At 62.2% G+C, this 22,329-nt stretch carries 22 protein-coding genes and 1 tRNA gene; 18 read left to right on the top strand and 5 right to left on the bottom strand.

From position 1 onward, the window contains the following. Positions 1-54: 54 nt before the first annotated feature. From IFT76_RS06990 to IFT76_RS06980, 3 genes are all read right to left on the bottom strand, one after another. Positions 55-1,260, bottom strand: coding sequence for an MFS transporter (locus IFT76_RS06990; protein WP_192057706.1), 1,206 nt, complete (start codon positions 1,258-1,260; stop codon positions 55-57). Positions 1,261-1,361: 101 nt separating this feature from the next. Beyond that, on the bottom strand, positions 1,362-1,985 hold the full coding sequence (locus IFT76_RS06985) for a LysE family translocator (protein WP_122479571.1): 624 nt from the start codon (positions 1,983-1,985) through the stop codon (positions 1,362-1,364). A gap of 238 nt (positions 1,986-2,223) precedes the next feature. After that, positions 2,224-2,308, bottom strand: a tRNA-Leu gene (locus tag IFT76_RS06980). Positions 2,309-2,417: 109 nt separating this feature from the next. On the opposite strand from IFT76_RS06980, the gene queA reads away from it, so the two are divergent. The 6 genes from queA (at position 2,418) to IFT76_RS06950 (ending at position 8,520) form a co-directional block, all read left to right on the top strand. After that, a complete protein-coding gene (gene queA / locus IFT76_RS06975; protein ID WP_192057705.1) occupies positions 2,418-3,482 on the top strand; it encodes a tRNA preQ1(34) S-adenosylmethionine ribosyltransferase-isomerase QueA in 1,065 nt (354 codons plus the stop codon). Between the two features lie 14 nt (positions 3,483-3,496). After that, on the top strand, positions 3,497-4,612 hold the full coding sequence (tgt, locus tag IFT76_RS06970) for a tRNA guanosine(34) transglycosylase Tgt (RefSeq protein WP_163007623.1): 1,116 nt from the start codon (positions 3,497-3,499) through the stop codon (positions 4,610-4,612). Positions 4,613-4,663: 51 nt separating this feature from the next. Then, entirely contained in the window at positions 4,664-4,999 is a 336-nt protein-coding gene (yajC, locus tag IFT76_RS06965) for a preprotein translocase subunit YajC (RefSeq protein WP_122479568.1), read from the top strand. Between the two features lie 62 nt (positions 5,000-5,061). Continuing rightward, positions 5,062-6,930, top strand: a complete 1,869-nt coding sequence (gene secD / locus IFT76_RS06960) for a protein translocase subunit SecD (protein ID WP_192057704.1) — start codon at positions 5,062-5,064, stop codon at positions 6,928-6,930. A 9-nt stretch (positions 6,931-6,939) separates the two neighbouring features. Further along, the gene (gene secF / locus IFT76_RS06955) at positions 6,940-7,851 is read left to right on the top strand and encodes a protein translocase subunit SecF (RefSeq protein WP_122479566.1); all 912 of its coding nucleotides are present in this window, start codon (positions 6,940-6,942) and stop codon (positions 7,849-7,851) included. Between the two features lie 120 nt (positions 7,852-7,971). Then, complete coding sequence (locus IFT76_RS06950) at positions 7,972-8,520, top strand: glycine zipper 2TM domain-containing protein (protein ID WP_192057703.1); 549 nt, start codon at positions 7,972-7,974, stop codon at positions 8,518-8,520. Here the strand turns inward: IFT76_RS06950 and IFT76_RS06945 are convergent. Beyond that, positions 8,505-9,464: a LysR substrate-binding domain-containing protein gene (locus IFT76_RS06945; protein WP_192057702.1), complete on the bottom strand. Its 960-nt coding sequence runs from the start codon at positions 9,462-9,464 to the stop codon at positions 8,505-8,507. The two genes, IFT76_RS06950 and IFT76_RS06945, sit on opposite strands and share 16 nt — an antisense overlap. A 508-nt stretch (positions 9,465-9,972) precedes the next feature. Here IFT76_RS06945 and IFT76_RS06940 point away from each other — a divergent pair. From IFT76_RS06940 to argE, 8 genes are all read left to right on the top strand, one after another. Continuing rightward, on the top strand, positions 9,973-11,493 hold the full coding sequence (locus IFT76_RS06940; protein ID WP_192057701.1) for an amino acid ABC transporter permease/ATP-binding protein: 1,521 nt from the start codon (positions 9,973-9,975) through the stop codon (positions 11,491-11,493). A gap of 29 nt (positions 11,494-11,522) precedes the next feature. Beyond that, the gene (locus IFT76_RS06935) at positions 11,523-12,395 is read left to right on the top strand and encodes a phytanoyl-CoA dioxygenase family protein (RefSeq protein WP_192057700.1); all 873 of its coding nucleotides are present in this window, start codon (positions 11,523-11,525) and stop codon (positions 12,393-12,395) included. Positions 12,396-12,420: 25 nt separating this feature from the next. After that, positions 12,421-13,254: a transporter substrate-binding domain-containing protein gene (locus IFT76_RS06930; protein WP_122479562.1), complete on the top strand. Its 834-nt coding sequence runs from the start codon at positions 12,421-12,423 to the stop codon at positions 13,252-13,254. Between the two features lie 72 nt (positions 13,255-13,326). Further along, complete coding sequence (locus IFT76_RS06925; protein ID WP_192057699.1) at positions 13,327-14,058, top strand: class II aldolase and adducin N-terminal domain-containing protein; 732 nt, start codon at positions 13,327-13,329, stop codon at positions 14,056-14,058. A 122-nt stretch (positions 14,059-14,180) separates the two neighbouring features. Further along, positions 14,181-15,476 (top strand): flavin-containing monooxygenase, encoded by a 1,296-nt coding sequence (locus IFT76_RS06920; RefSeq protein WP_192057698.1) that lies wholly within the window; start codon positions 14,181-14,183, stop codon positions 15,474-15,476. A 62-nt stretch (positions 15,477-15,538) separates the two neighbouring features. Next, positions 15,539-15,949, top strand: a complete 411-nt coding sequence (locus IFT76_RS06915; protein ID WP_122713495.1) for a RidA family protein — start codon at positions 15,539-15,541, stop codon at positions 15,947-15,949. Between the two features lie 13 nt (positions 15,950-15,962). Next, positions 15,963-16,640, top strand: a complete 678-nt coding sequence (locus IFT76_RS06910; protein ID WP_192057697.1) for a DUF1028 domain-containing protein — start codon at positions 15,963-15,965, stop codon at positions 16,638-16,640. Then, positions 16,637-17,791 carry an acetylornithine deacetylase gene (argE, locus tag IFT76_RS06905; RefSeq protein ID WP_192057696.1) on the top strand — a complete coding sequence of 385 codons (1,155 nt, stop codon included), beginning with the start codon at positions 16,637-16,639 and terminating at the stop codon, positions 17,789-17,791. The genes IFT76_RS06910 and argE overlap by 4 nt, the downstream gene beginning before the upstream one ends. 81 nt (positions 17,792-17,872) lie before the next feature. On the opposite strand, the gene suhB is transcribed toward argE, so the two are convergent. After that, positions 17,873-18,688, bottom strand: coding sequence for a type III secretion system regulator SuhB (gene suhB / locus IFT76_RS06900; protein WP_122479557.1), 816 nt, complete (start codon positions 18,686-18,688; stop codon positions 17,873-17,875). A 133-nt stretch (positions 18,689-18,821) separates the two neighbouring features. On the opposite strand from suhB, the gene trmJ reads away from it, so the two are divergent. The 4 genes from trmJ to IFT76_RS06880 all read left to right on the top strand — a co-directional run bounded on the left by trmJ (position 18,822) and on the right by IFT76_RS06880 (position 22,314). After that, entirely contained in the window at positions 18,822-19,574 is a 753-nt protein-coding gene (gene trmJ / locus IFT76_RS06895; protein ID WP_122479556.1) for a tRNA (cytosine(32)/uridine(32)-2'-O)-methyltransferase TrmJ, read from the top strand. Next, positions 19,575-20,354 (top strand): serine O-acetyltransferase, encoded by a 780-nt coding sequence (gene cysE, locus IFT76_RS06890; protein ID WP_122713490.1) that lies wholly within the window; start codon positions 19,575-19,577, stop codon positions 20,352-20,354. Between the two features lie 213 nt (positions 20,355-20,567). Beyond that, positions 20,568-21,065, top strand: a complete 498-nt coding sequence (iscR, locus tag IFT76_RS06885) for a Fe-S cluster assembly transcriptional regulator IscR (protein WP_122479554.1) — start codon at positions 20,568-20,570, stop codon at positions 21,063-21,065. Between the two features lie 34 nt (positions 21,066-21,099). Next, entirely contained in the window at positions 21,100-22,314 is a 1,215-nt protein-coding gene (locus tag IFT76_RS06880) for an IscS subfamily cysteine desulfurase (protein WP_122479553.1), read from the top strand. Positions 22,315-22,329 lie beyond the last annotated feature (15 nt).

The raw sequence follows: 22,329 nt of genomic DNA, 5'->3' as shown, positions 1-22,329 counted from the left end.
TAGCCCTTGGAAAGTGAAAGGGCTATGTAAGCGTGGGGATGTGACAGGTGCGTGTCAGCCAGGCACGATAACCTCGCTCGCCGAAGTTGCCTGCAGCGTACGCAGCCCTGTGAGCACGGCGGTCAGCATTAACAGCCCGGCACCGATGGCAACGGCGAATCCGGCACGGGTACCGAAGTGGTCGATGACCATACCGGCGACTGCCCCACCCATCGCGATGCCGACACTGACCCCTGTGCTCAGCCAGGTCAGCCCTTCGGTGATCTTGCCGGGCGGCAGGATTTTCGTGCCGATGTTCATTACCACGATCAGCGTCGGTGCGAACGACATGCCGGTGATGAACAGCAATCCGGTGAGCCAATACACATTGGGCGCGAAAATCGGCAACGTCGTCGCCACGGCAGTGAATACCGCGCCGATCAGCAGCTGAGTTTCGTATGCCAGCCCACTTCTCACTGTCCCGAACGTGATCCCGGCAACCATCGACCCTGCAGCGAACCCCGCCAGAATAAAGCTGGCGGCGGCTGGCCAGCCTTGTTCCTTGGCAAACGCCACTACCGCCACATCGACCGAGCCGCCGAGCAACCCCAGCGCCAGCATCGCCACCACGATGATCCGCAAGGCAGGAATGCGCAGCGGAGACGTGGATGGACCCTTGACCGCCGGCACCGGCGGCGGCTCGGTTTCATGCTGGCGCAGAAAGGCAACCACGCCCACGGCCAACAACACGGCGGCTACCAGCGGGCCGGCTTGTGGAAACAGACCGCTGCTCAAGGCGATGGATAGCGGTGGACCGACGATGAAGGTGAACTCCACCAGCACTGTATCCAGGGAGTACGCGGCGTGCAGTTGTGGTTTTCCGCGAAACAGGTAGGCCCAGCGTGCGCGGATCATTGCGCCGAAACTGGGGAGTACGCCCGCCAGGGCGGCCAGCACGAACAGCACCGACAGCGGCGCATGCCAATGCACGGCGGCGATCAGGGCCAGAAGCATACCGATACTGAACGCCGCGACGGGCGCCAGCACCTTGCGCTGGCCGCGCTGATCCACCAGTTTCGAAATCATCGGCCCGAGTATGGCGCTGGTCAGGGTATAAGTGCCCGCCACTGCGCCTGCAACCCAATAGCGCCCGGTTTCATGCACGAGCATGGTGATGAGGCCCAGCCCGATCATGGTCTGTGGGAGCCGGGCCATGGAACCCGCCAGTAACAGAGCCACGACGCCCGGGGTTGCGAAGAATGTACGGTAGGCATTACTCATGTGAAGGGCGGAACTCCTTGTTCGCGGGGGGCATGAGGGAGAAGTTTACAGGGCCAACGAGGCGGGATGGATACCTGTCCGGAGGTGCTTCGGGAGAGTGGTCATATCGGCCGCTCAAGAAATAGAAGTCGTGCTGCCAGTGCTGTCATCACGCTCGCAAAGCCATAATTGGCCCAGCGACGAGGCATGCTGTTCAATCGTCCGCGCAGCGTTCCGGCACACAGTGCCAGCACACTGTGAAAAACCAGGGAGATCAGCAGAAGCAGCACACCCAGCATGACCAGTTGAACCGTCACACTGGCGTTGCCGACAGTGACGAATTGCGGCAGAAACACCATGAAGAACAGCAGGCCTTTGGGGTTCAGCAAGCTGTTGAGCGTGGCGCGAATGAAGATCTTGCGGATCGAACCCAGAGGGCGGGGTGCAGCGCTTTCGCCAGTCGGCGCCGTCAGCGCTTGCCAGGCCAGCCACAACAGATAGCACGCACCGGCCAGCCGCAACAAGTCGAAGGCAGGCGCCCAACTCATGACGACAGCGCCCATGCCGGCGCTGACCAACAGCGTCAGCAGCAGGTCTGCCAGCGAAATCCCCAACGCCGCCGCCACCCCGGCCCGCCAACCGTGTGCCAGCGCGTGGCTGGTGACGAAGGCCATGTTCGGTCCGGGAACGACCAACAGAAGCATCGCGGCGATAACGAACAGGTAGAGGTTGGCTGCATCCGGCATGACGAACGCTCCTGTGGATTGAGTTCACAGGGTAGGCGCATCAAGCGAGCGGCGGGAGGTACAGTTCAAGAGAAGGTGGGGACAACAGTGGTCGGGGCGGGGCCTGTCGGGCGACGGATGGGTGCGGAAGTGGTAGCGATTGGGCTGGCGCCTTCGCGGCCACTTGCCGCCCCTGCAACGGGAGTGGGAGAAATCGCAGACGAAAAAAAAGACCTTCGCGAAGGTCTTTTTTCTGATTTGGTGCCCCGAGGGAGACTCGAACTCCCACTCCTTTCGAAAACGGATTTTGAATCCGCCGCGTCTACCAATTCCGCCATCAGGGCTTACAGGCGGCGAAGTATAGAGAGGGCGCGACCACTGGTCAATCAGCTTTCATGGTCAATTTTGCAGATTTTTGCTAGAATTTTCAGCCCTATACAGCCGAACCCTATCATGCGTGTCGCCGATTTCTCTTTCGAGCTTCCTGATTCCCTGATCGCTCGCCATCCGTTGGCGGAGCGCCATGGCAGCCGCCTGTTGGTCCTCGACGGGCCGTCCGGTGCGCTGGATCATCGTCAATTCACCGATCTGCCCGGTTTTCTCAGGCGGGGCGACCTGATGGTGTTCAACAATACCCGAGTGATTCCGGCGCGGGTGTTTGGCCAGAAGGCATCGGGGGGCAAGCTGGAGATTCTGGTCGAGCGCGTGCTGGACAGCCATCGCGTGCTGGCCCACGTGCGCTCCAGCAAGTCGCCCAAGCCGGGTTCGAAGATCTTGCTCGACGGCGGCGGCGAGGCCGAGATGGTCGCGCGGCATGATGCGCTGTTCGAGCTGCGCTTCAATGAAGAGGTGTTGCCACTGCTCGATCGGGTCGGGCACATGCCGTTGCCGCCCTACATCGACCGGCCTGACGAGAGCGCCGATCGCGAGCGCTATCAGACCGTGTACGCCGAGAAGGCTGGCGCGGTGGCGGCGCCGACGGCGGGGCTGCATTTCGACAAGGCGCTGCTGGCGCAGATCGAGGCGATAGGGGTCCAGACCGCCTTCGTGACGCTGCATGTCGGCGCCGGTACCTTCCAGCCGGTGCGGGTCGAGAAGCTTGAAGACCACCACATGCATAAAGAGTGGCTGGAGGTCAGTCAGGACGTGGTCGACGCGGTGCAGGCGTGCAAGGCCCGCGGTGGTCGCGTGGTGGCGGTAGGCACCACCAGCGTGCGCTCGCTGGAAAGCGCGGCGCGTGACGGCGTGTTGAAGCCGTTCAGTGGCGATACCGACATCTTCATCTTTCCGGGGCGACCGTTCCATGTGGTCGATGCCCTGGTCACCAATTTCCATTTGCCGGAGTCCACGCTGCTGATGCTGGTCTCGGCGTTCGCGGGTTATCCCGAAGCCATGGCGGCCTATGCGGCAGCGGTGGCCAACGAGTACCGCTTCTTCAGTTATGGTGATGCCATGTTCATCACCCGCAATCCGGCGCCTCGCGGTCCCAGCGAAGCCGCGCCAGGGGATCAAGCATGAGTCGCACCTGTCGTATGTCGTTCGAACTGCTGGCCACCGATGGCAAGGCCCGTCGTGGCCGCCTGACCTTCCCCCGTGGCGTGGTGGAAACCCCGGCGTTCATGCCGGTGGGCACCTATGGCACGGTCAAGGGCATGTTGCCGCGCGACATCGAGGCGATCGGTGCGCAGATGATTCTGGGCAACACCTTCCACCTGTGGTTGCGCCCGGGCACTGCGGTGATCAAGGCGCACGGCGACCTGCACGACTTCATGCAGTGGAAAGGGCCGATTCTGACCGACTCCGGTGGTTTCCAGGTGTTCAGCCTGGGCGCCATGCGCAAGATCAAGGAGGAGGGCGTGTACTTCGCTTCCCCGGTGGACGGTTCCAAGGTGTTCATGGGGCCGGAAGAATCGATGCAGGTCCAGCGCGACCTGGGCTCGGACGTGGTGATGATTTTCGACGAGTGCACGCCTTACCCGGCCGACGAGCACACCGCGCGCACCTCCATGGAGCTGTCGCTGCGCTGGGCGCAACGGTCCAAGGACGCGCATGGCGAAAGCACCGCGGCGCTGTTCGGCATCGTTCAGGGCGGCATGCACGAGAACCTGCGCATGCGTTCGCTCGAAGGCCTGGACAAGATCGGTTTCGATGGCCTGGCCATCGGCGGCCTGTCGGTGGGCGAGCCCAAGCATGAAATGATCAAGGTGCTCGACTACCTGCCGGGCCTGATGCCGGCTGACAAACCTCGTTACCTTATGGGGGTAGGCAAACCCGAAGACTTGGTCGAGGGTGTGCGCCGCGGCGTCGACATGTTCGACTGCGTGATGCCGACGCGCAATGCGCGCAACGGGCATCTGTTCATCGACACGGGCGTGCTGAAGATCCGCAACGCGTTCCATCGCCACGATGATTCGCCGCTGGACCCTACCTGCGATTGCTATACCTGCCGCAACTTCTCGCGCGCTTATCTGCATCACCTGGACAAGTGTGGCGAAATGCTCGGTAGCATGTTGAATACCATCCACAATTTGCGTCATTACCAGCTGCTGATGGCTGGTTTGCGCGAGGCTATTCAACAGGGTACATTGGCCGCCTTTGTCGATGCCTTCTATGCCAAGCGCGGGCTGCCCGTGCCGCCCTTGGACTGACCGTTTTATAAAGACTTTAAGTCAATAACTTCTAAGTAACTGGAGCGTTGAATGAGCTTTTTGATCCCCGCCGCTTTCGCGGACGCCGCTGCACCGGCTGCTGGCCCTGCCGGCTCTGGCTTCGAGTGGATTTTCCTGGTCGGTTTCCTGGTCATCTTCTACATGATGATCTGGCGTCCGCAGGCCAAACGTGCCAAGGAACAGAAAAACCTGCTGGGCAACCTGCAGAAAGGTGACGAAGTGGTCACCAGTGGCGGCATCGCCGGCAAGATCAACAAGGTCACCGACGACTTCGTGGTCATCGAAGTGTCCGACACCGTCGAGCTGAAAATCCAGAAGGGCGCCATCGCCGCGACCCTGCCCAAAGGCACGCTCAAAGCGATCTAAGCTGCAGACTTTTACCCATGTCGGGGCGCGCAAGGCGCCCCGCGTCTTGAACGGGCGGCGTGATGCTGAACAAATACCCTCTGTGGAAATATGTACTGATCCTGGCGGTGCTGGCGATCGGTTTTATCTATTCCGCACCTAATCTCTATCCTGATGACGCGGCCATCCAGGTCAGCGGCGCGAGCACTTCGCTGCAGGTCAATCAGGCAGATCTGGATCGCGTCGGCACGGCACTCAATGCCGCCGGCATCCAGGTCAAATCCGCAAGCCTGGCCGAAAACGGCAAGGGCGGTCTGCTGCGCCTGACCAAGGCCGAAGACCAGTTGCCGGCCAAGGATGTCGTGCGCAAGGCGCTGGGCGATGACTACGTAGTGGCCCTGAACCTGGCCCCGACCACGCCGCCGTGGTTGCGCAGCCTGGGTGCAAGCCCGATGAAGCTGGGCCTCGACCTGTCCGGTGGCGTGCACTTCCTGCTCGAAGTCGACATGGACAAGGCGCTCGACGCCCGCATGAAAGTCTACGAAGGCGAAGTCAAGACGCTGCTGCGCAAGGAGCGCGTGCGTTACCGCAGCCTGCCGCAGCAGGACGGCGCCATTCAGCTGGGCTTCATCGACACCGCTACCCGCGACCAGGCACAAGCCCTGATCCGCAAGAGTTTCACCGATTTCGACCTGACTGCCAGCGAGCGCAGCGAGTTGTCGGTGCTGCGCCTGGCCATGACCCAGGCCAAGGTCGCGGAGATCCGCGAGTACTCCATCAAGCAGAACCTGACCACGGTGCGTAACCGGGTCAACGAGCTGGGTGTGGCCGAGCCACTGGTCCAGCGCCAGGGTGCCAACCGCATCGTGGTCGAGTTGCCGGGCGTGCAGGACACTGCCGAAGCCAAGCGTATCCTCGGCAAGACCGCCAACCTCGAGTTCCGTCTCGGTGCCGGTCCGGATGATTCCAAGGCGACTACCGAAACCTTCGAGTTCCGCGAGGGCAACCGTGCTCCCGCGGCAGTCGAACGTGGCCTGATCATCACCGGTGACCAGGTTACCGATGCCCAGGCCAGCTTCGACGAACACGGCCAGCCACAGGTGAACATCAAGCTCGATGGTCACGGCGGCGACCTCATGAGCCGCGCCACGCGCAGCAACGTTGGCCGCAGCATGGCGGTGATCTTCATCGAGCAGCGCCCGACTACGCGCTACGTCAAGCAGACGGTCAATGGTGTCGAGAAGGACGTTGCGGTACAGACCTTCACCGAAGAGAAGAAGATCATCAGCCTGGCGACCATCCAGTCGCCGCTGGGCAGCCAGTTCCGCATTACCGGCCTCAACGGCCAGGGTGAGTCATCCGAACTGGCGCTGCTGTTGCGTGCCGGTGGTCTGGCGGCACCGATGTACTTCGCCGAAGAACGTACCATTGGCCCGAGCCTGGGTGCCGACAACATCACCAAGGGTGTCGATGCATCGTTGTGGGGCATGCTGTTCGTCTCGCTGTTCATCATTGCCATCTACCGCTTCTTCGGTGTGATCGCCACCGTGGCACTGGCCTTGAACATGGTCATGCTGCTGGCGCTGATGTCGCTGCTGGGGGCAACCCTGACGCTGCCGGGCATTGCCGGTATCGTGCTGACGATGGGCATGGCGGTGGACGCCAACGTGCTGATCTTCTCGCGCATACGTGAGGAAATCGCCAATGGCATGAGCATCCAGCGCGCCATTCACGAAGGTTTCGACCGCGCCTACACCGCGATCATCGATGCCAACCTGACGACGCTGCTGGTCGGCGGCATTCTCTTCGCCATGGGCACCGGCCCGGTCAAGGGCTTCGCCGTCACCATGTCCCTCGGGATCTTTACCTCGATGTTCACGGCCATCATGGTGACCCGCGCAATGGTCAACCTGATCTACGGCGGTCGGGACTTCAAGAAGTTGTGGATTTAAGGGGCTGCCATGTTACGTACCATCAACTTCATGGGCGTTCGCAATATTGCGTTCGCCATCACCGTGCTCCTTACCGTGCTGGCGTTGTTCAGCATGTTTCACAAGGGCATGAACTACGGGCTGGACTTCACCGGCGGTACGCTCATCGAGCTGACCTACGAAAAGCCGGCCGACCTGGGCCTGGTGCGTGAAGAGCTGGTGAAAGCCGGTTATCACGATGCCGTGGTGCAGAACTTCGGTGCTACCACCGACCTGCTGGTGCGCATGCCGGGTGAAGACCCGCAATTGGGCAACCAGGTCGCGGCGGCGCTGCAGACGGTCGGGGGCGACAACCCTGCCACGGTCAAGCGCGTCGAATTCGTCGGTCCGCAGGTGGGTGAAGAACTGCGCGACCAGGGCGGCCTCGGCATGCTGCTGGCGCTGGGCGGCGTGCTCATCTATCTGGCGTTCCGCTTCCAGTGGAAGTTCGCAGTCGGCGCGATCCTCTCGTTGATCCACGACGTGATCGTCACCGTCGGCCTGCTGTCGTTCTTCCAGATCACCTTCGACCTGACAGTGCTGGCGGCGGTACTGGCCATCATCGGTTACTCGCTCAACGACACCATCGTGGTATTCGACCGGGTTCGCGAGAACTTCCGGGTGATGCGCAAGGCGTCCTTGATCGAGAACATCAACGTGTCCACCACGCAGACGCTGCTGCGAACTGTGGCGACCTCGGTGTCGACCTTGCTGGCCATCGCCGCACTGATGTTCTTCGGTGGCGACAACCTGTGGGGCTTCTCGCTGGCGCTGTTCATCGGGGTGATGGCCGGTACCTACTCGTCGATCTACATCGCCAACGTGGTACTGATCTGGCTGAACCTGAGCAGCGAGGATCTGATTCCTCCAGTGGCCAAGGACCAGGTCGACGACCGTCCATAAGACGTTCGACTGTCCCGGCGGCAAAACCCGAAAGGCGCGAGTATTGAACTCGCGCCTTTTTTTATGCTCCAAGGCATGGAAACGTGGCTTCGTGCCATGATTGTAGTCAGGAGGTTCAAAGTGAATAAATCGTTGCTGATTGGTGCAGTGCTCGGTGCAGTCGGTGTTACAGCCGGAGGTGCCGTTGCAACCTACAGCCTCGTGAACAAGGGCCCCGAGTACGCTGACGTATTGGCCGCAGAGCCGATCAAGCAGCAGATCAAGACGCCTCGCGAAGTGTGCAAGGACGTCACCGTGACTCGGCAGAAGGCCGTTCAGGACCAGCATCAGATCGTTGGCAGCGTCCTTGGTGCAGTGGCAGGTGGTTTGCTCGGCAACCAGGTCGGCGGTGGCAATGGCAAGAAGATCGCGACCGTGGCCGGTGCCGTCGGCGGTGGCTATGCAGGCAACAAGGTGCAGGAAGGCATGCAAGGCCGTGACACCTACACCACCACCCAGACGCGCTGCAACACCGTCAATGACATCAGCGACAAGGTCGTTGGCTACAACGTGAAGTACCAGCTCGATGGCAAGGTTGGCCAGGTGCGCATGGATCGTGATCCCGGTTCGCAGATCCCTGTGAACAAGCAGGGTCAGTTGATCCTGGGCGAAAATCAATTCGGGCAGTAAGCCTCTCGCTCTGCCTCGATCGCAGGCGCCGCCGCCCCAGGTGGCGTCAGCTCCACACTTGAACAGTATTCCATGAACAGCCGGGTCGCCCGACTTGGCTGGTTGTTGCGCAGGTGCGCCATCACCAAGGTCGAGGCAGGCATATCGTCTTCGATCTCCAGATGAGCCAGCAGCTTGCCGTCGTATGTCATCTGCGTACACGGCCGCGTCACCAGCACCGAAAACCCCAGACCTTGCCCTACCATGCAGCGCACCATTTCAATGGAAGGGGAGCTGTAGGCGACCACTGGCGCATAGCCCTTTTCGGTGAAGATATCCATGAAGTAGCTGCGACTGGGGACGGCGTCGAGCAGGATCATCGGCTCCTGGCTCAGGGCCTGCAAGGTCACGGACGGCTGTTGTGCCAAGGGATGCTCGACAGGCAGCAGCGCGTAGGGCTTGTGCGGTGCGTTGAGGGCCTGTTTGTGTATGGTCGTGCCCAGCTCCAGATCGTAGAGAAAAGCCAGGTCGAAGCGACCCCGGTGCAGGCCATGCATCAATTCATGTTGTTCGCCGTCATACAACTGAATGGAAACTTCCGGGTACAGGCTTTTGAATCCAGCCACCAACTTGGGCATGTACAAAGGCGCTGCCGATTCGAAACAGCCAATGGCAATAGTGCCGGAAACATTGCCATTCTCGGCGCGTGAGTCCTGTTCCAATTCCTGGGACAGGCGCAACAACTCCTTGGCCTTCTCATAGATCCTGCCGCCCCCAGCGGTAAGTGAAACACCCTGGGCATGATGGCGAACGAACAAGGGTTGGTTGAAGGCTTCTTCCAGATTCTTGATGGCAACCGAGATGGACGGCTGGGATATATGCAGTTGTCTGGACGCTTCGGCAATGCTGTCCTGTTCTACGGCAGCCACGAAGTATTTAAGTTGCCGCAGGGTAAAGTGCATCACGTTCGACTCCTGTGCAGCGCTGTTCCGCGATGCGCTGGCTGAATAGGTTTTACCTATCTTTGCCAAGGCTGTGCGAAGACCATGCCAGTACTGGCCTGGCCATATCGCCAGCATTGCGGGATGTTCCCGTGGCACGGCGCGGCAGCCTGCTTCACCAGGGCGCTCCTGGCTGCGACATTCCGGCACATCCAGCAAATACGGCAGTTTTGCCTTTGCGCAGCGAAACGCCCCATGTTCGCACGGACTGGAAGTTTACCGCGCCAATACCGTGCACGGACTTTTCGAAGGTCGTGGTTGTTTCACTGCGTAGCGCACGAAGTCTTCTGTAGCGAACTACCCGAGCCGCTCCTGCTTAGGTTTTTCCTATGCAAGGGGCTCGAATTTACTAATTTCGGCACGACCTGGCATCAATCATGATGGTTTCAAGACGGGCAGAACGGGCAACGTTCGAAGTTCAGATCCGACAGGAAGTCACCCATCACTATTGACCTTGCCGAGCGAGCCGACGATGACGTTTGACTGGAAATACATGTTTGGTCTGCTCAGCGATACCGAGTTCTGGATGGCGGCCTGGACCGTGATTCAACTCAGTGTATTGACCTGGGTCATCAGTATCGTGCTGGGCTTTGTTCTGGCCCTGGCGAAGCAGTCCACCCGTCCATTGATCAATCTGCCAGCGCGCGGTTATATCTGGCTGTTTCGCAGTCTGCCGCTGTTGGTGCTGCTGATATTCGTCTACAACCTGCCGCAGGCGATGCCGTCCACATCGGCCGTACTGGCCAACCCGTTCTGGGCTGGCCTGATCGCGCTGGTGCTCAGTGAAACCGCCTACGTCGCAGAGATCCATCGTGGTGGCTTGCTGTCCATCGCCAAGGGCCAGAGCGAGGCCGCCCGGGCCCTGGGCCTGCGGTTTGCGGGCACGCAATGGCGCATCGTCATTCCCCAGGCATTGCGGGTGGCGCTGCCTTCGCTCACCAATGAGTTCATCTCCATCGTCAAGCTCAGCTCGCTGGTGTCGGTGATCTCGTTGACCGAGATCCTCATGGTGGGTCAGCGCCTGTACTCGCAGAACTTCCTGGTCATGGAAACCATGGCCGGAGTGGCGTTCTTCTACGTGCTGATCGTGACCGTGTTCGACTTTCTGCTCAAACGCCTGGAGCGCTATCTGGACGTGACCCAGACCAAGGCCGCGCGCCTGCCCGATGCCGAAGTGCTACGGCTGGCCACCGAGCACAAGGCTGCTGTGGCGCGGCCCAACAGCGATTCGACTGGCCCCGCGCTGCAGGCGACCAAGCTGCACAAGGCCTACAACGACGTCGAAGTACTGGGCGCGGTGAGCTTGCAGATCCAGCCGGGTGAAGTGGTTTCGGTCATCGGCCCTTCGGGCTCGGGCAAGACCACGCTGATTCGCCTGCTCAACGGGCTGGAGCAGATCGACAACGGTGAGATCAAGATCAACGGCCAGCCGTTCATTCACCTGGACCGACAGGGCGCACAGCCGCAGCGCTATGTAGAACACGCCGAGCATCGCCTGAACATCGGCATGGTGTTCCAGAGCTTCAACCTGTTCCCGCACATGACCGTGCTCAACAACCTGCTCATGGCCCCGCGTTATCACCGCCTGGCGCCGCTGGCCGATCTCCGGCAGCAGGCCTACGCCCTGCTGCACAAGGTCGGCATGCTCGACCATGCCTGGAAGTACCCGCATCAGTTGTCCGGTGGCCAACAGCAACGCGTGGCGATTGCTCGCGCACTGATGATGCGCCCACAGATCATGCTGTTCGACGAACCCACCTCGGCGCTCGACCCTGAGAAGGTCAACGAGGTGTTGCAGGTCATCGAAGCGCTGGCCAGCGAAGGCATCACCATGATCATCGTGACCCACGAAATGAATTTCGCCTTCAAGGTGTCCGATCGCATCGTCTTCATGGAGAAGGGCCGCGTGGTCTGCGATGACAGCCCGCAGGCGCTGCGTAGCGGGCACAACCCGCGGGTGGAAGCGTTCCTCAAAGATGTCTCGTTGGCTTGAATCCAACCTAACTGGTGCGAGTAGCAAACATGATCGAGCAATGGCAGATAGACCGGTTTCATCAAGATGGCTTTCTGGTCGTGGAGGACGTGCTGGCTGCGCCTGAAGTCGCCGCGCTGCAACAGGACTTCGACCAGTGGGTTCAGGACAGCCGCAGCCAGTCCCTGGCCTGGGGTGAAACACTGGATGGGCGCCCTCGCTTCGATGTGGAAAGCGATCACCGCGCGGACCATCCTTCGCTGCGCCGCGTGGCCTCGCCCACCGAGATTTCGCCGGCGTATCGTCAGGCCGCCTTCGCCTCGCGCATGGCCGAGATTGCCGGGCAACTCATCGGCGGTACCGGCACGCGCTTCCACCACAGCAAGATCAACTCCAAGCTGCCGCACACCGCCACCCAGGTGAAATGGCACCAGGATTTCCTGTTCACCCCGCACAGCAACGATGACCTGGTGACGGCGCTGTTGATGGTCAGCGAAGTGACCCCGCAGAACGGCCCGCTCAAGGTCATCCCCGGCAGCCACACAGGCCCGCTGTGGTCGCACTGGCACGACGAGCGTTTTACCGGTGCGGTGGCCGATGCCGTGGTCGATGAGCACTGCCAGGCGCCGGTGGCCTGCTTCGGTCCGCCCGGTTCGGTGTGCTTCATGCACACCCGTCTGCTGCATGCCTCAAGCCCCAACCACACCGAAGATCCGCGAACCCTGTTCATCAGCGTCTACGCCGCCGAGGACGCTTTGCCGCTGGCCGACAACCCGCTGCCCAGCGAGCACGCCGGGCTTCTGGTGGCCGGGCGCGAGAGCGGCCTGGTGCGCAGCACCGATCACCACGTTCGCCTGCCCCAGAAACCCAAGGGTGCATCGTTTTTCGTCCAGCAGGCCGGTACCGACCTGACGACTGTCTGACTCCATTGACTGCGAGGAATACCCCATGAAATTGCCAAGCCTGATCGTCCGCCCCGTTGCCATGGCCGTGTTCGGCGCCGTCCTGGCTGCCAGCTCGTTGAGCGCTTCGGCGTTCCAGCAGCCCGGCAAGATCGTCGCCGGTTCCGATATGACGTTCTTCCCCTACGAGTACATGGAGAAGAACAAACCCGCCGGCTTCGATATCGAATTTCTCGACGGTCTGGCCAAGGTCATGGGCATGACTGCGGAAAACATCGACACGCGCTTTCCCAACCTGATCAGCGGACTGCAGGCCGGACGGTTCGATATCACCAACTCGTCGATGTACATCACCGCCGACCGCCTGAAGGTGATCGACATGGTCCCTTACCTGAAAAGTGGCGAGTCGATACTTGCAGTGAAGGGCAGTGACTATCAGCCCAAGACGCCCGAAGAGTTCTGCGGCCACAAGATCGGCTCCATGGGTGCCACGTCCTGGCTGCAGCAGTTGCAGAAGCTGTCTGCCGAATATTGCGTGAAGAATGGCCTGCAGCCGATTGCCATCAGCGAGTACGGCACCGATCCACAGGCAACCCAGGCCATGCTGGCGCACGCAGTCGAGGCGCAGATCACCGATGCGGCGGTCGCCCGTGGTGTGGTCGACAAGCTGGGCAATCGCGTAGTGATTTCCTCGCAGACCCTGATCTACCCGGTGCTCAACGGCTTCGGCGTGAAGAAGGGCAACGATGCCGTCAGAAACGCGCTCGTCGAAGGCCTGGAAAAGTACAGCAAGACCCCGGAGTACGCCGCCCTGCTGGCCAAGTACAAGTTCCAGGCGCCGACCGCCGATGACATCGCCACATTGATGCCCAAGCCCTGATAGCGCACGTCAAGATCAGCCATCAGTACCCGCGGATCGTCGCGGGTACGTGCCAACGGAGTGCCCAGCGACATGGCCCTGAGTTTCGAAGAACAGACGCGCGTCGACCTGGCGGCGACGTTCCGTATCATCGCCCACCTGGGCATGCATGAGGCGGTCGCCAACCATTTCAGTGCGGCCATCAGCGCCGACGGCAAGCAGTTTCTGCTCAACCCCAAATGGGTGCATTTTTCCCGCCTGCGGGCCAGTGATCTGTTGCTGCTCGATGCCGACGATGCGGAAGCCGCGCAGCGCCCGGACGTGGATGCCACTGCCTGGTCGATCCACGGCCAGGTTCACCAGCGCCTGCCCGATGCCCGTGTGGTGCTGCATCTGCACCCGGTCTACACCACCGCCGTGGCCTGCCTGGCGCAGCCCAGGATCGTGCCGGTCGACCAGAACACGGCGCGCTATTTCAACCGCGTCGCGGTGGATGAGCTCTATGGCGGCATGGCCGATACCAGCGCCGAGGGTGCGCGCCTGGCCAGCCTGCTGGAGGACAAGAGCCGGCTGCTGATGGGCAACCATGGTGTCATCGTCACTGCGCCCACGGTGGGTGAGGCGTTCGATGACATCTGGACCCTGGAGCGTGCCTGCCAGATTCTGGTAACCGCCTGGTCGACCGGTCAGCCGCTCAAGGTGCTGGCTGACGACGTGGCGGAAAAGACTGCGCGGGACTGGGAGAAGATCAGCGATTTTTCCCAGCGCCATTTCGAAGAAATGAAGCACCTGATGATTCAGGCGGATCCCTCGCTGGTGGACTGAGCACCCGACATCCACTGAGCGCTCTGCACAGCCTCGCGGGTGCCGCAGGACGCCGTGTGCCCGGCTTTCGAATTTTCATGAAGACAGCGGCAAGCCCTGACGGCCTGCCGAAGGATGCCAAGATGAACCAACAAATTACCGAAATAGACACCCTGGTAGTGGGTGCTGGACAGGCCGGGGTGGCCATGAGCGAGCACCTGAGCCGTCTGGGCATCCCTCACCTGGTACTGGAGCGGGCTCGCATCGCCGAAGCCTGGCGCTCGGGCCGTTGGGACTCATTGGTGGCCAACGGCCCGGCCTGGCACGATCGGTTCCCCGGCCTGGAATTCGACATGGACCCGGATGGCTTCGCCGGCAAGGAGCAGGTGGCCGATTATTTCGAAGCCTATGCCCGCACATTCGACGCGCCGATCAAGACCGGTGTGGAGGTCAAGCGAGTGACGCGCAACGTCGGTCGCGCCGGCTTCACCGTGGAAACCAGCGCGGGCACCTATTCGGTCAAGCATCTGGTGTCGGCCACCGGGCCGTTCCAGAAACCGGTCATCCCGGCCATCGCGCCCACTGATTCAACGCTTCACCAGATCCATTCGGCGCACTATTTCAACCCCGAGCAATTGCCCGCAGGCGCGGTGCTGGTGGTCGGTGCGGGGTCATCCGGGGTGCAGATCGCCGAGGAGCTGCTGCGCGCAGGACGCAAGGTCTACCTGTCGGTCGGTCCGCACGATCGGCCACCGCGCGCTTACCGCGGACGGGATTTCTGCTGGTGGCTGGGTGTGCTCGGGCTGTGGGACAGCGAAACCGTGCAAGCGGGCCGCGAGCACGTCACCATTGCCGTCAGTGGCGCCCGCGGCGGGCATACCGTGGACTTTCGTCGCTTGGCGCAAGCCGGGATGGTGCTGGTCGGCCTGACCGAGCGCTTTGCCGATGGCACCGTCACCTTTGCCCAGGACCTGAACGACAACCTCGACCGGGGTGACGAGAACTATCTGGCCCTGCTCGATGCGGCCGATGCCTATGCCGAGCGCAACGGCCTGGACTTGCCCCTGGAACCCACTGCCCGCGAGCGCGTAGCCGACGCGGCGTGCATCGCCCAGCCGCTGCAGGCGCTGGACCTGGCCGAGGCGGGCGTGGCCACGATCATCTGGGCCACCGGTTATTCGCAAGACTACAGCTGGCTGCAGGTGGACGCCTTCCACGCCAACGGCAAGCCGCGTCACCAGCGCGGCGTGAGCAGCGAACAAGGCATCTATTTCGTCGGTCTGCCATGGTTGTCGCGGCGCGGTTCGGCGTTTATCTGGGGCGTATGGCACGACGCCCGGCATGTCGCCGACCAGATCGCCACCCAGCGCAAATACCGCGCCTACGACGAATCCAGGTCGGCCGCGGACTTGCCCGCCGCGTTGCGCGCCCACGCTTGATCGCAGCTGTTGATCACTACTGTGTGGCGTCACCTCGACGCCTACGCCAAGGAGTTTCGTTCATGGTTACCCATACCCGCATTCGGATGTTCAACACCAAGGACACCTACCCCAACCAGAGCCTGGACAATGACCTGTGCCAAGCTGTCCGGGCCGGCAATACCGTCTATGTGCGTGGCCAGGTGGGCACCGATTTCGACGGCAACCTCGTGGGGCTCGGTGACCCGGCCGCGCAGGCCGAGCAGGCCATGAAAAACGTCAAGCAGTTGCTGGAAGAGGCGGGCAGCGACCTGTCGCATATCGTCAAGACCACTACCTACATCATCGATCCGCGCTATCGCGAGCCGGTCTATCACGTCGTCGGCCGCTGGCTCAAAGGAGTCTTCCCGATTTCCACGGGCCTGGTGGTGTCGGCCCTCGGCCAACCGCAGTGGTTGATGGAAATCGACGTGATCGCCGTCATCCCGGAATGAGGAGTTCCCTGCCATGACCTTTTCCATTGCGGCACGCTGCGCCGAAACCGGCCAGTTGGGCATCGCCATCAGTTCTTCGAGCATCGCTGTGGGCGCCCGCTGCCCGTGGCTGCTGGCCGGTGTGGGGGCGGTGTCGTCACAGAACATCACCCTGCCAGCCCTCGGCCCGCAGACGCTTGTGCTGCTCGAACAGCAGGTGTCGCCTGCCGAGGCGTTGCAGCAGGTGCTGGGGCGCGACGGTTTCGGTGAGTACCGGCAGATCATCGCCCTCGATGCGCAGGGGCGCAGCGCCCATGTCAGTGGTAGCCAGACCTTGGGCATTCACCATGCGCGCAGCGGTGAGCAATGCGTAGCGGCAGGCAACATGCTGGCCGCCACTGCGGTGGTCGACGCTGTGGTCGAGGCGTTCCAAGAGGCCTCCGGGCACCTGGCCGAGCGCTTGCTGCATGCCATGCTGGCCGGGCTGGCCGCCGGTGGCGAAGCCGGGCCGGTGCACTCTGCGGCGCTGAAAGTAGTAGGTGAGCTGCCGTGGCCCGTCGTCGACCTGCGAGTGGACTGGGCCGAGCATGATCCTTTGGGTGAGTTGCAGCAGCTGTGGCAGGCCTATCGACCGCAGATGCAGGACTATATCGACCGCGCTTTGAATCCGGCGGTGGCGCCGGGTTACGGCGTGCCGGGAGACGCCCGATGAGCGCCAGCCGTGATCTGCTGGCGCAGTTGGTGGCCTTCGACACCACCAGTCGCGAGTCGAACCTGGCGCTGATCGAATTCGTTCAGGGCTACCTGGCAGAGTACGGCGTGAGCAGCGAGCTGATCTACAACGAGGCTCGTAGCAAGGCCAATCTGTTCGCCAGCATCGGCCCTGACCATGTGCCGGGCATCGTCCTGTCGGGCCATACCGATGTGGTGCCGGTAGACGGCCAGGCTTGGACCCATCCGCCGTTTCAGCTGAGCGAAGCGGATGGGCGCCTGTACGGCCGCGGCACCGCCGACATGAAAGGCTACATCGCCTGCGTACTGGCGCAGGTACCGGCATGGGTCGAGGCACCCCTGCGCAGGCCGCTGCACATCGCCTTGTCCTACGATGAGGAAGTCGGCTGCCTGGGTGTGCGCTCGCTGCTCGAAGCGTTGCGTCACCGGCCGGTGCAGCCGATGTTGTGCGTGATCGGCGAACCGACCGAGCTGGCGCCCGTGCTCGGCCACAAGGGCAAGCTGGCGATGCGTTGCGAGGTAGAGGGGCTGGCTTGTCACTCGGCCCATGCGCCCAGCGGGGTCAATGCCATCGAGTACGCCGCGCGGTTGATTGCCGAACTGGGCCGGTTGGGCGATGCGCTGCAAACCCCGGATGCACGCAACGAGCGCTTCGATCCGCCGTTTTCCACGGTGCAGGTGGGGGTGATCGCGGGCGGTACGGCGCTCAACATCGTACCCCAGCATTGCCGTTTCGATTTCGAGGTGCGCTCGCTGCCCGCCGATGATCCGCGGCAACTCACCCATGCCCTGCAAGGTTACGCCGAGCACACGTTGCTGCCGGCCATGCAGGCGGTCGGTGGCCAGAGCGCCATTCGCTTCAGCGAGTTGTCCAGCTATCCGGGCCTGGACGTGAGCCATGCCAGCGAGGCCGCTGGCTTGATCGCACGGTTCAGCGGTTCGCGGGCGTTTTCCACGGTGGCGTTCGGTACCGAAGGCGGGCTGTTCGATCAGGCAGGCATAGCGACGGTGGTGTGCGGGCCCGGCAGCATGGCGCAGGGGCACAAGCCCGATGAGTTCGTCAGCATCGCGCAACTGGCTGGCTGCGACGAGATGCTGGGTCGAATACTGGCCTTTGCCTGCGAAGAATAGTCCGTGTTGGCGTGAATCTCGGGCATGAAAAAAGCACCCATCAGGGTGCTTTTTTCGTCGCGGCGCTTGTCGCGTCGGCGCTCAGCGCTTGAGCGAAGCCGGCAGGTGCGGCTGGATGGCGGTCAGCACCGCCTTGAAGCACTTGGTGTTGCCGGCCACGATGTGGCCGTTTTCGAGGAAGTTGTGGCCGCCGGTGAAATCGCTCACCAGGCCGCCTGCTTCCTGAATCAGCAGCACGCCCGCAGCCATGTCCCATTCCGACAGACCCGACTCCCAGAATGCGTCGAAGCGGCCCGCGGCGACGTAGGCCAGATCCAGGCTGGCGGAGCCGGCGCGGCGGATGCCGGCGGTCTGGCCCACCAGGCTGCGGAACATGCCCAGGTAGTTGTCGAGGTTGTCCATCTGGTTGTCACGGAACGGAAAGCCGGTGCCCAGCAAGGCGCCGTCCAGGCTGGTGCGACCGCTGACACGCAGGCGGCGACCGTTGAGTTGGGCGCCACGGCCACGGCTGGCGGTGAATTCTTCCTGGCGCACCGGGTCCAGAACCACCGCGTGCTCCAGGCGACCGCGGTATTTGCAGGCGATGCTGACGGCGAAATGCGGGACGCCGCGCAGGAAGTTGGTGGTGCCGTCCAGTGGGTCGATGATCCACAGGTAGTCTTCGCCTTCGCCGCTGCCGGCGTGGAAGCCGGTTTCTTCGCCACGGATGCCGTGGGTTGGATAGGCCTTGCGCAGGGCGTCGATGATTTTCTGTTCGGCGGCGCGATCGACTTCGGACACGTAGTCCTTGGCATCTTTCTCGTCGACCTTGATGGTATCCAGGCGCTCGATGGAGCGGAAGATCAATTCACTGGCGCTGCGGGCGGCGCGCAGCGCGATATTCAGCATGGGCTGCATGGACGTTTCACCTAGGTCGTTAAAGAAAGCCGCGCATTCTAGCAGAAAAGTCGTGGACAAGAAGAGGGACATAGCCTTAGTTATAGGCCTTCTGTAATATTTGCCGCCCTTTCCCCGACACAGAGCCCTAGCCGTGCTGGATAACATCCGAGTCGTCCTGGTCAATACCAGCCATCCCGGCAACATCGGTGGAGCGGCGCGCGCCATGAAGAACATGGGCCTGTCGCGGCTGGTGCTGGTCGAGCCCCGCGATTTTCCGTCGCCCGAAGCCGAGGCGCGCGCCTCGGGTGCCAGCGACGTGCTGGAAAACGCCCAGGTGGTCGCCACGCTGGAAGAGGCACTGGTGGGCTGCACGGTGGTGTTGGGTACCAGCGCCCGCGACCGCAGCCTGCCCTGGCCCTTGGTGGATCCCCGTGAATGCGGCGAAAAAGTCATCGACGAAGCGGGGCAGGGCAAGCAGATCGCGCTGGTGTTCGGCCGCGAGCATGCGGGCTTGACCAACGACGAGCTGCAACGCTGTCATTTCCATGTGCACATCCCGTCCAACCCCGATTTCAGCTCGCTGAACCTGGCGGCTGCTGTGCAGGTGCTCGGCTATGAGGTGCGCATGGCCTGGCTGGCGGGCAAGCGGCCGGCGGCTGCCATGGAGAAGGCCGAAGAGCTGGCGACCAGCGACGAGATGGAGCGCTTCTATGGCCATCTGCAGGACACGCTGGTCGATATCGCCTTTCTCGACCCGGAAAAACCGCGGCATTTGATGGCGCGCCTGCGTCGGCTGTTTGGCCGCAGCGCCGTGAACAAGTCGGAAATGAGTATTTTGCGCGGCATTCTCACCGAGACCCAGAAGGTCGCTCGGGGCGAGCCGCATAAGCGCAAGGATCAGTAAATGTTCGAACGTCTGCGGGAAGATATCCAGAGTGTTTTTCATCGCGATCCGGCTGCGCGCAATGCGTTCGAGGTATTGACCTGCTACCCCGGCATGCACGCCATCTGGCTGCATCGGGCGGCCCATGCCTTGTGGAAGCGAGATCTGAAATGGCTGGCGCGGGTGGTGTCGAATTTCGGTCGCTGGATGACCGGGATCGAAATTCATCCGGGCGCCACGGTGGGCCGGCGGTTTTTCATCGACCACGGCATGGGCATCGTGATCGGCGAAACGGCCGAGATCGGCGACGATGTGACGATCTATCAGGGCGTGACCCTGGGCGGTACCAGCTGGAACAAGGGCAAGCGCCATCCAACCCTGGCCGACGGCGTGGTGGTAGGGGCGGGCGCCAAGGTGCTCGGGCCGTTCACCGTGGGCGCCGGGGCCAAGGTCGGCTCCAACGCGGTGGTGACCAAGGAGGTGCCACCCGGCGCGACCGTGGTGGGGATCCCGGGCAAGATCATCGTCAAGAGCGACGACCAGCTCGATGCGCGGCGCAAGGCCATGGCCGAGAAGATCGGCTTCGATGCCTACGGTGTCGGTGGGGAAGATATGCCGGACCCGGTGGCCAGGGCCATCGGCCAACTGCTCGATCACCTGCATGCAGTGGATGGGCGCCTCGAGGGCATGTGCGGCGCGCTCAACCAGTTGGGCAGCGACTACCGTGCCAAGGACCTGCCGCCCCTGCGTGACGAGGATTTCGAATGCGTGCAGGGCGCGGAGCGCAAGACCAACCCCTGACCCATCAGATCCACCGCGGCGCCCGTTTCGCGGCCGATGGCCGCTCCCGCGGGGCATAGCGCGCAGCGGGTGCTCCCTCCTGCATCATTAGTCTGCTATCATTGCGCCGCCGTTTTTGCACTCAAGTCCTAGTAATTCAGTAGGACTTATAGTTGACAAATTTACTCGGAAATAGGATGATCGAACCTATTCCGAGAACCCGTGGTAATAGCCATGCGACTGACAACTAAAGGCCGATACGCCGTCACTGCCATGCTTGACCTGGCATTGCACGCGCAGCGTGGGCCGGTCTCATTGGCCGACATCTCCGAGCGCCAGGGCATTTCGCTGTCCTACCTGGAGCAACTGTTCGCCAAGCTGCGCCGGGGCAACCTGGTGTCCAGCGTGCGCGGCCCGGGCGGTGGTTACCAGCTTTCCCGCGAAATGGAAGGCATCCAGGTTGCACAGGTCATCGACGCGGTCAACGAATCGGTCGACGCCACCAAGTGCCAGGGCCTGGGTGATTGCCACGCCGGAGACACCTGCCTGACCCATCACCTGTGGTGCGACCTCAGCCAGCAGATCCATGAATTTTTGAGCGGCATCAGTCTGTCCGACCTTGTCACTCGCCGTGAAGTGCAAGAAGTCGCCCAGCGCCAGGACCTGCGCCGTTGCAACAGCAACGGCCGCACGCAACGCCTGGACAAGATCGAAACGTCTGCCGTCGAATGAGAAAGCCAGGTTAGCCGCCTGATAGGAGATACCAATGAAGTTGCCGATTTACCTCGATTACTCCGCGACCACGCCAGTGGATCCACGCGTTGCACAGAAGATGATCGAATGCCTGCAGATGGACGGGAACTTCGGTAACCCGGCTTCCCGTTCGCACGTGTTCGGCTGGAAGGCCGAAGAAGCCGTCGAAAACGCCCGTCGCCAAGTGGCCGACCTGGTCGGTGCCGACCCGCGCGAAATCGTCTGGACCAGCGGTGCCACCGAGTCCGACAACCTCGCGATCAAAGGTGTGGCGCACTTCTACCAGACCAAGGGCAAGCACATCATCACCACCAAGATCGAGCACAAGGCGGTGCTGGATACCACCCGCCAGCTCGAGCGTGAAGGCTTCGACGTCACCTATCTGGAGCCCGGCACCGATGGCCTGGTCACCCCGGCCATGATCGAAGCGGTGATGCGCGACGACACCATCCTGGTTTCGGTCATCCACGTGAACAACGAGATCGGCGTGATCAACGACATCGCGGCCATCGGCGAACTGACCCGTTCGCGCGGCGTGCTGTTCCATGTCGATGCTGCGCAGTCCACCGGCAAGGTCGACATCGACCTGGCCGCGCTCAAGGTCGACCTGATGTCGTTCTCGGCGCACAAGACCTATGGCCCCAAAGGTATCGGCGCGCTGTACGTCAGCCGCAAGCCGCGAGTTCGTCTGGAAGCTGCCATGCACGGCGGTGGTCACGAGCGCGGCATGCGTTCGGGCACCCTGGCCACGCACCAGATCGTCGGCATGGGCGAAGCCTTCCGTATCGCCAAGGAAACCATGGCGGACGAGAACGCACGCATCAAGGCCCTCAGCGACCGGTTCTACCAGCAGGTCGAAAACCTGGAAGAGCTGTACGTCAACGGCAGCCTGACTGCCCGCGTACCGCACAACCTGAACCTGTCCTTCAACTATGTCGAAGGCGAGTCGCTGATCATGGCCCTCAAGGACCTGGCAGTGTCTTCCGGTTCCGCGTGCACCTCGGCCTCGCTCGAGCCCTCGTACGTGCTGCGCGCCCTGGGCCGCAACGACGAGCTGGCGCACAGCTCCATTCGTTTCACCTTCGGTCGCTTCACCACCGAGGAAGAAGTCGATTACGCCGCGCAGAAAGTCTGCGAGGCCGTCACCAAGCTGCGCGCGTTGTCGCCGCTGTGGGACATGTACAAAGACGGTGTCGATATCTCGAAGATCGAGTGGGCGGCGCACTAAGTAGCTGCCGGCAAG

This window comes from Pseudomonas sp. CFBP 13727, from assembly GCF_014841915.1.
GTDB classification, from domain to species: Bacteria; Pseudomonadota; Gammaproteobacteria; order Pseudomonadales; family Pseudomonadaceae; genus Aquipseudomonas; species Aquipseudomonas baltica.
This window is presented reverse-complemented; position numbering and strand designations above follow the sequence as displayed.

Excerpts from the sequence above, each read along its gene's own strand:
- IFT76_RS06930 (WP_122479562.1), top strand. The coding sequence starts at position 12,421 with ATGAAATTGCCAAGCCTGATCGTCCGCCCCGTTGCCATGGCCGTGTTC.
- IFT76_RS06940 (WP_192057701.1), top strand. The coding sequence starts at position 9,973 with ATGACGTTTGACTGGAAATACATGTTTGGTCTGCTCAGCGATACCGAG.
- tgt (WP_163007623.1), top strand. The coding sequence starts at position 3,497 with ATGTCGTTCGAACTGCTGGCCACCGATGGCAAGGCCCGTCGTGGCCGC.
- IFT76_RS06880 (WP_122479553.1), top strand. The coding sequence starts at position 21,100 with ATGAAGTTGCCGATTTACCTCGATTACTCCGCGACCACGCCAGTGGAT.
- suhB (WP_122479557.1), bottom strand. The coding sequence starts at position 18,688 with ATGCAGCCCATGCTGAATATCGCGCTGCGCGCCGCCCGCAGCGCCAGT.
- argE (WP_192057696.1), top strand. The coding sequence starts at position 16,637 with ATGAGCGCCAGCCGTGATCTGCTGGCGCAGTTGGTGGCCTTCGACACC.
- queA (WP_192057705.1), top strand. The coding sequence starts at position 2,418 with ATGCGTGTCGCCGATTTCTCTTTCGAGCTTCCTGATTCCCTGATCGCT.
- IFT76_RS06915 (WP_122713495.1), top strand. The coding sequence starts at position 15,539 with ATGGTTACCCATACCCGCATTCGGATGTTCAACACCAAGGACACCTAC.
- iscR (WP_122479554.1), top strand. The coding sequence starts at position 20,568 with ATGCGACTGACAACTAAAGGCCGATACGCCGTCACTGCCATGCTTGAC.
- IFT76_RS06910 (WP_192057697.1), top strand. The coding sequence starts at position 15,963 with ATGACCTTTTCCATTGCGGCACGCTGCGCCGAAACCGGCCAGTTGGGC.
- cysE (WP_122713490.1), top strand. The coding sequence starts at position 19,575 with ATGTTCGAACGTCTGCGGGAAGATATCCAGAGTGTTTTTCATCGCGAT.
- secF (WP_122479566.1), top strand. The coding sequence starts at position 6,940 with ATGTTACGTACCATCAACTTCATGGGCGTTCGCAATATTGCGTTCGCC.
- IFT76_RS06920 (WP_192057698.1), top strand. The coding sequence starts at position 14,181 with ATGAACCAACAAATTACCGAAATAGACACCCTGGTAGTGGGTGCTGGA.
- IFT76_RS06985 (WP_122479571.1), bottom strand. The coding sequence starts at position 1,985 with ATGCCGGATGCAGCCAACCTCTACCTGTTCGTTATCGCCGCGATGCTT.
- IFT76_RS06990 (WP_192057706.1), bottom strand. The coding sequence starts at position 1,260 with ATGAGTAATGCCTACCGTACATTCTTCGCAACCCCGGGCGTCGTGGCT.
- IFT76_RS06935 (WP_192057700.1), top strand. The coding sequence starts at position 11,523 with ATGATCGAGCAATGGCAGATAGACCGGTTTCATCAAGATGGCTTTCTG.
- yajC (WP_122479568.1), top strand. The coding sequence starts at position 4,664 with ATGAGCTTTTTGATCCCCGCCGCTTTCGCGGACGCCGCTGCACCGGCT.
- secD (WP_192057704.1), top strand. The coding sequence starts at position 5,062 with ATGCTGAACAAATACCCTCTGTGGAAATATGTACTGATCCTGGCGGTG.
- IFT76_RS06925 (WP_192057699.1), top strand. The coding sequence starts at position 13,327 with ATGGCCCTGAGTTTCGAAGAACAGACGCGCGTCGACCTGGCGGCGACG.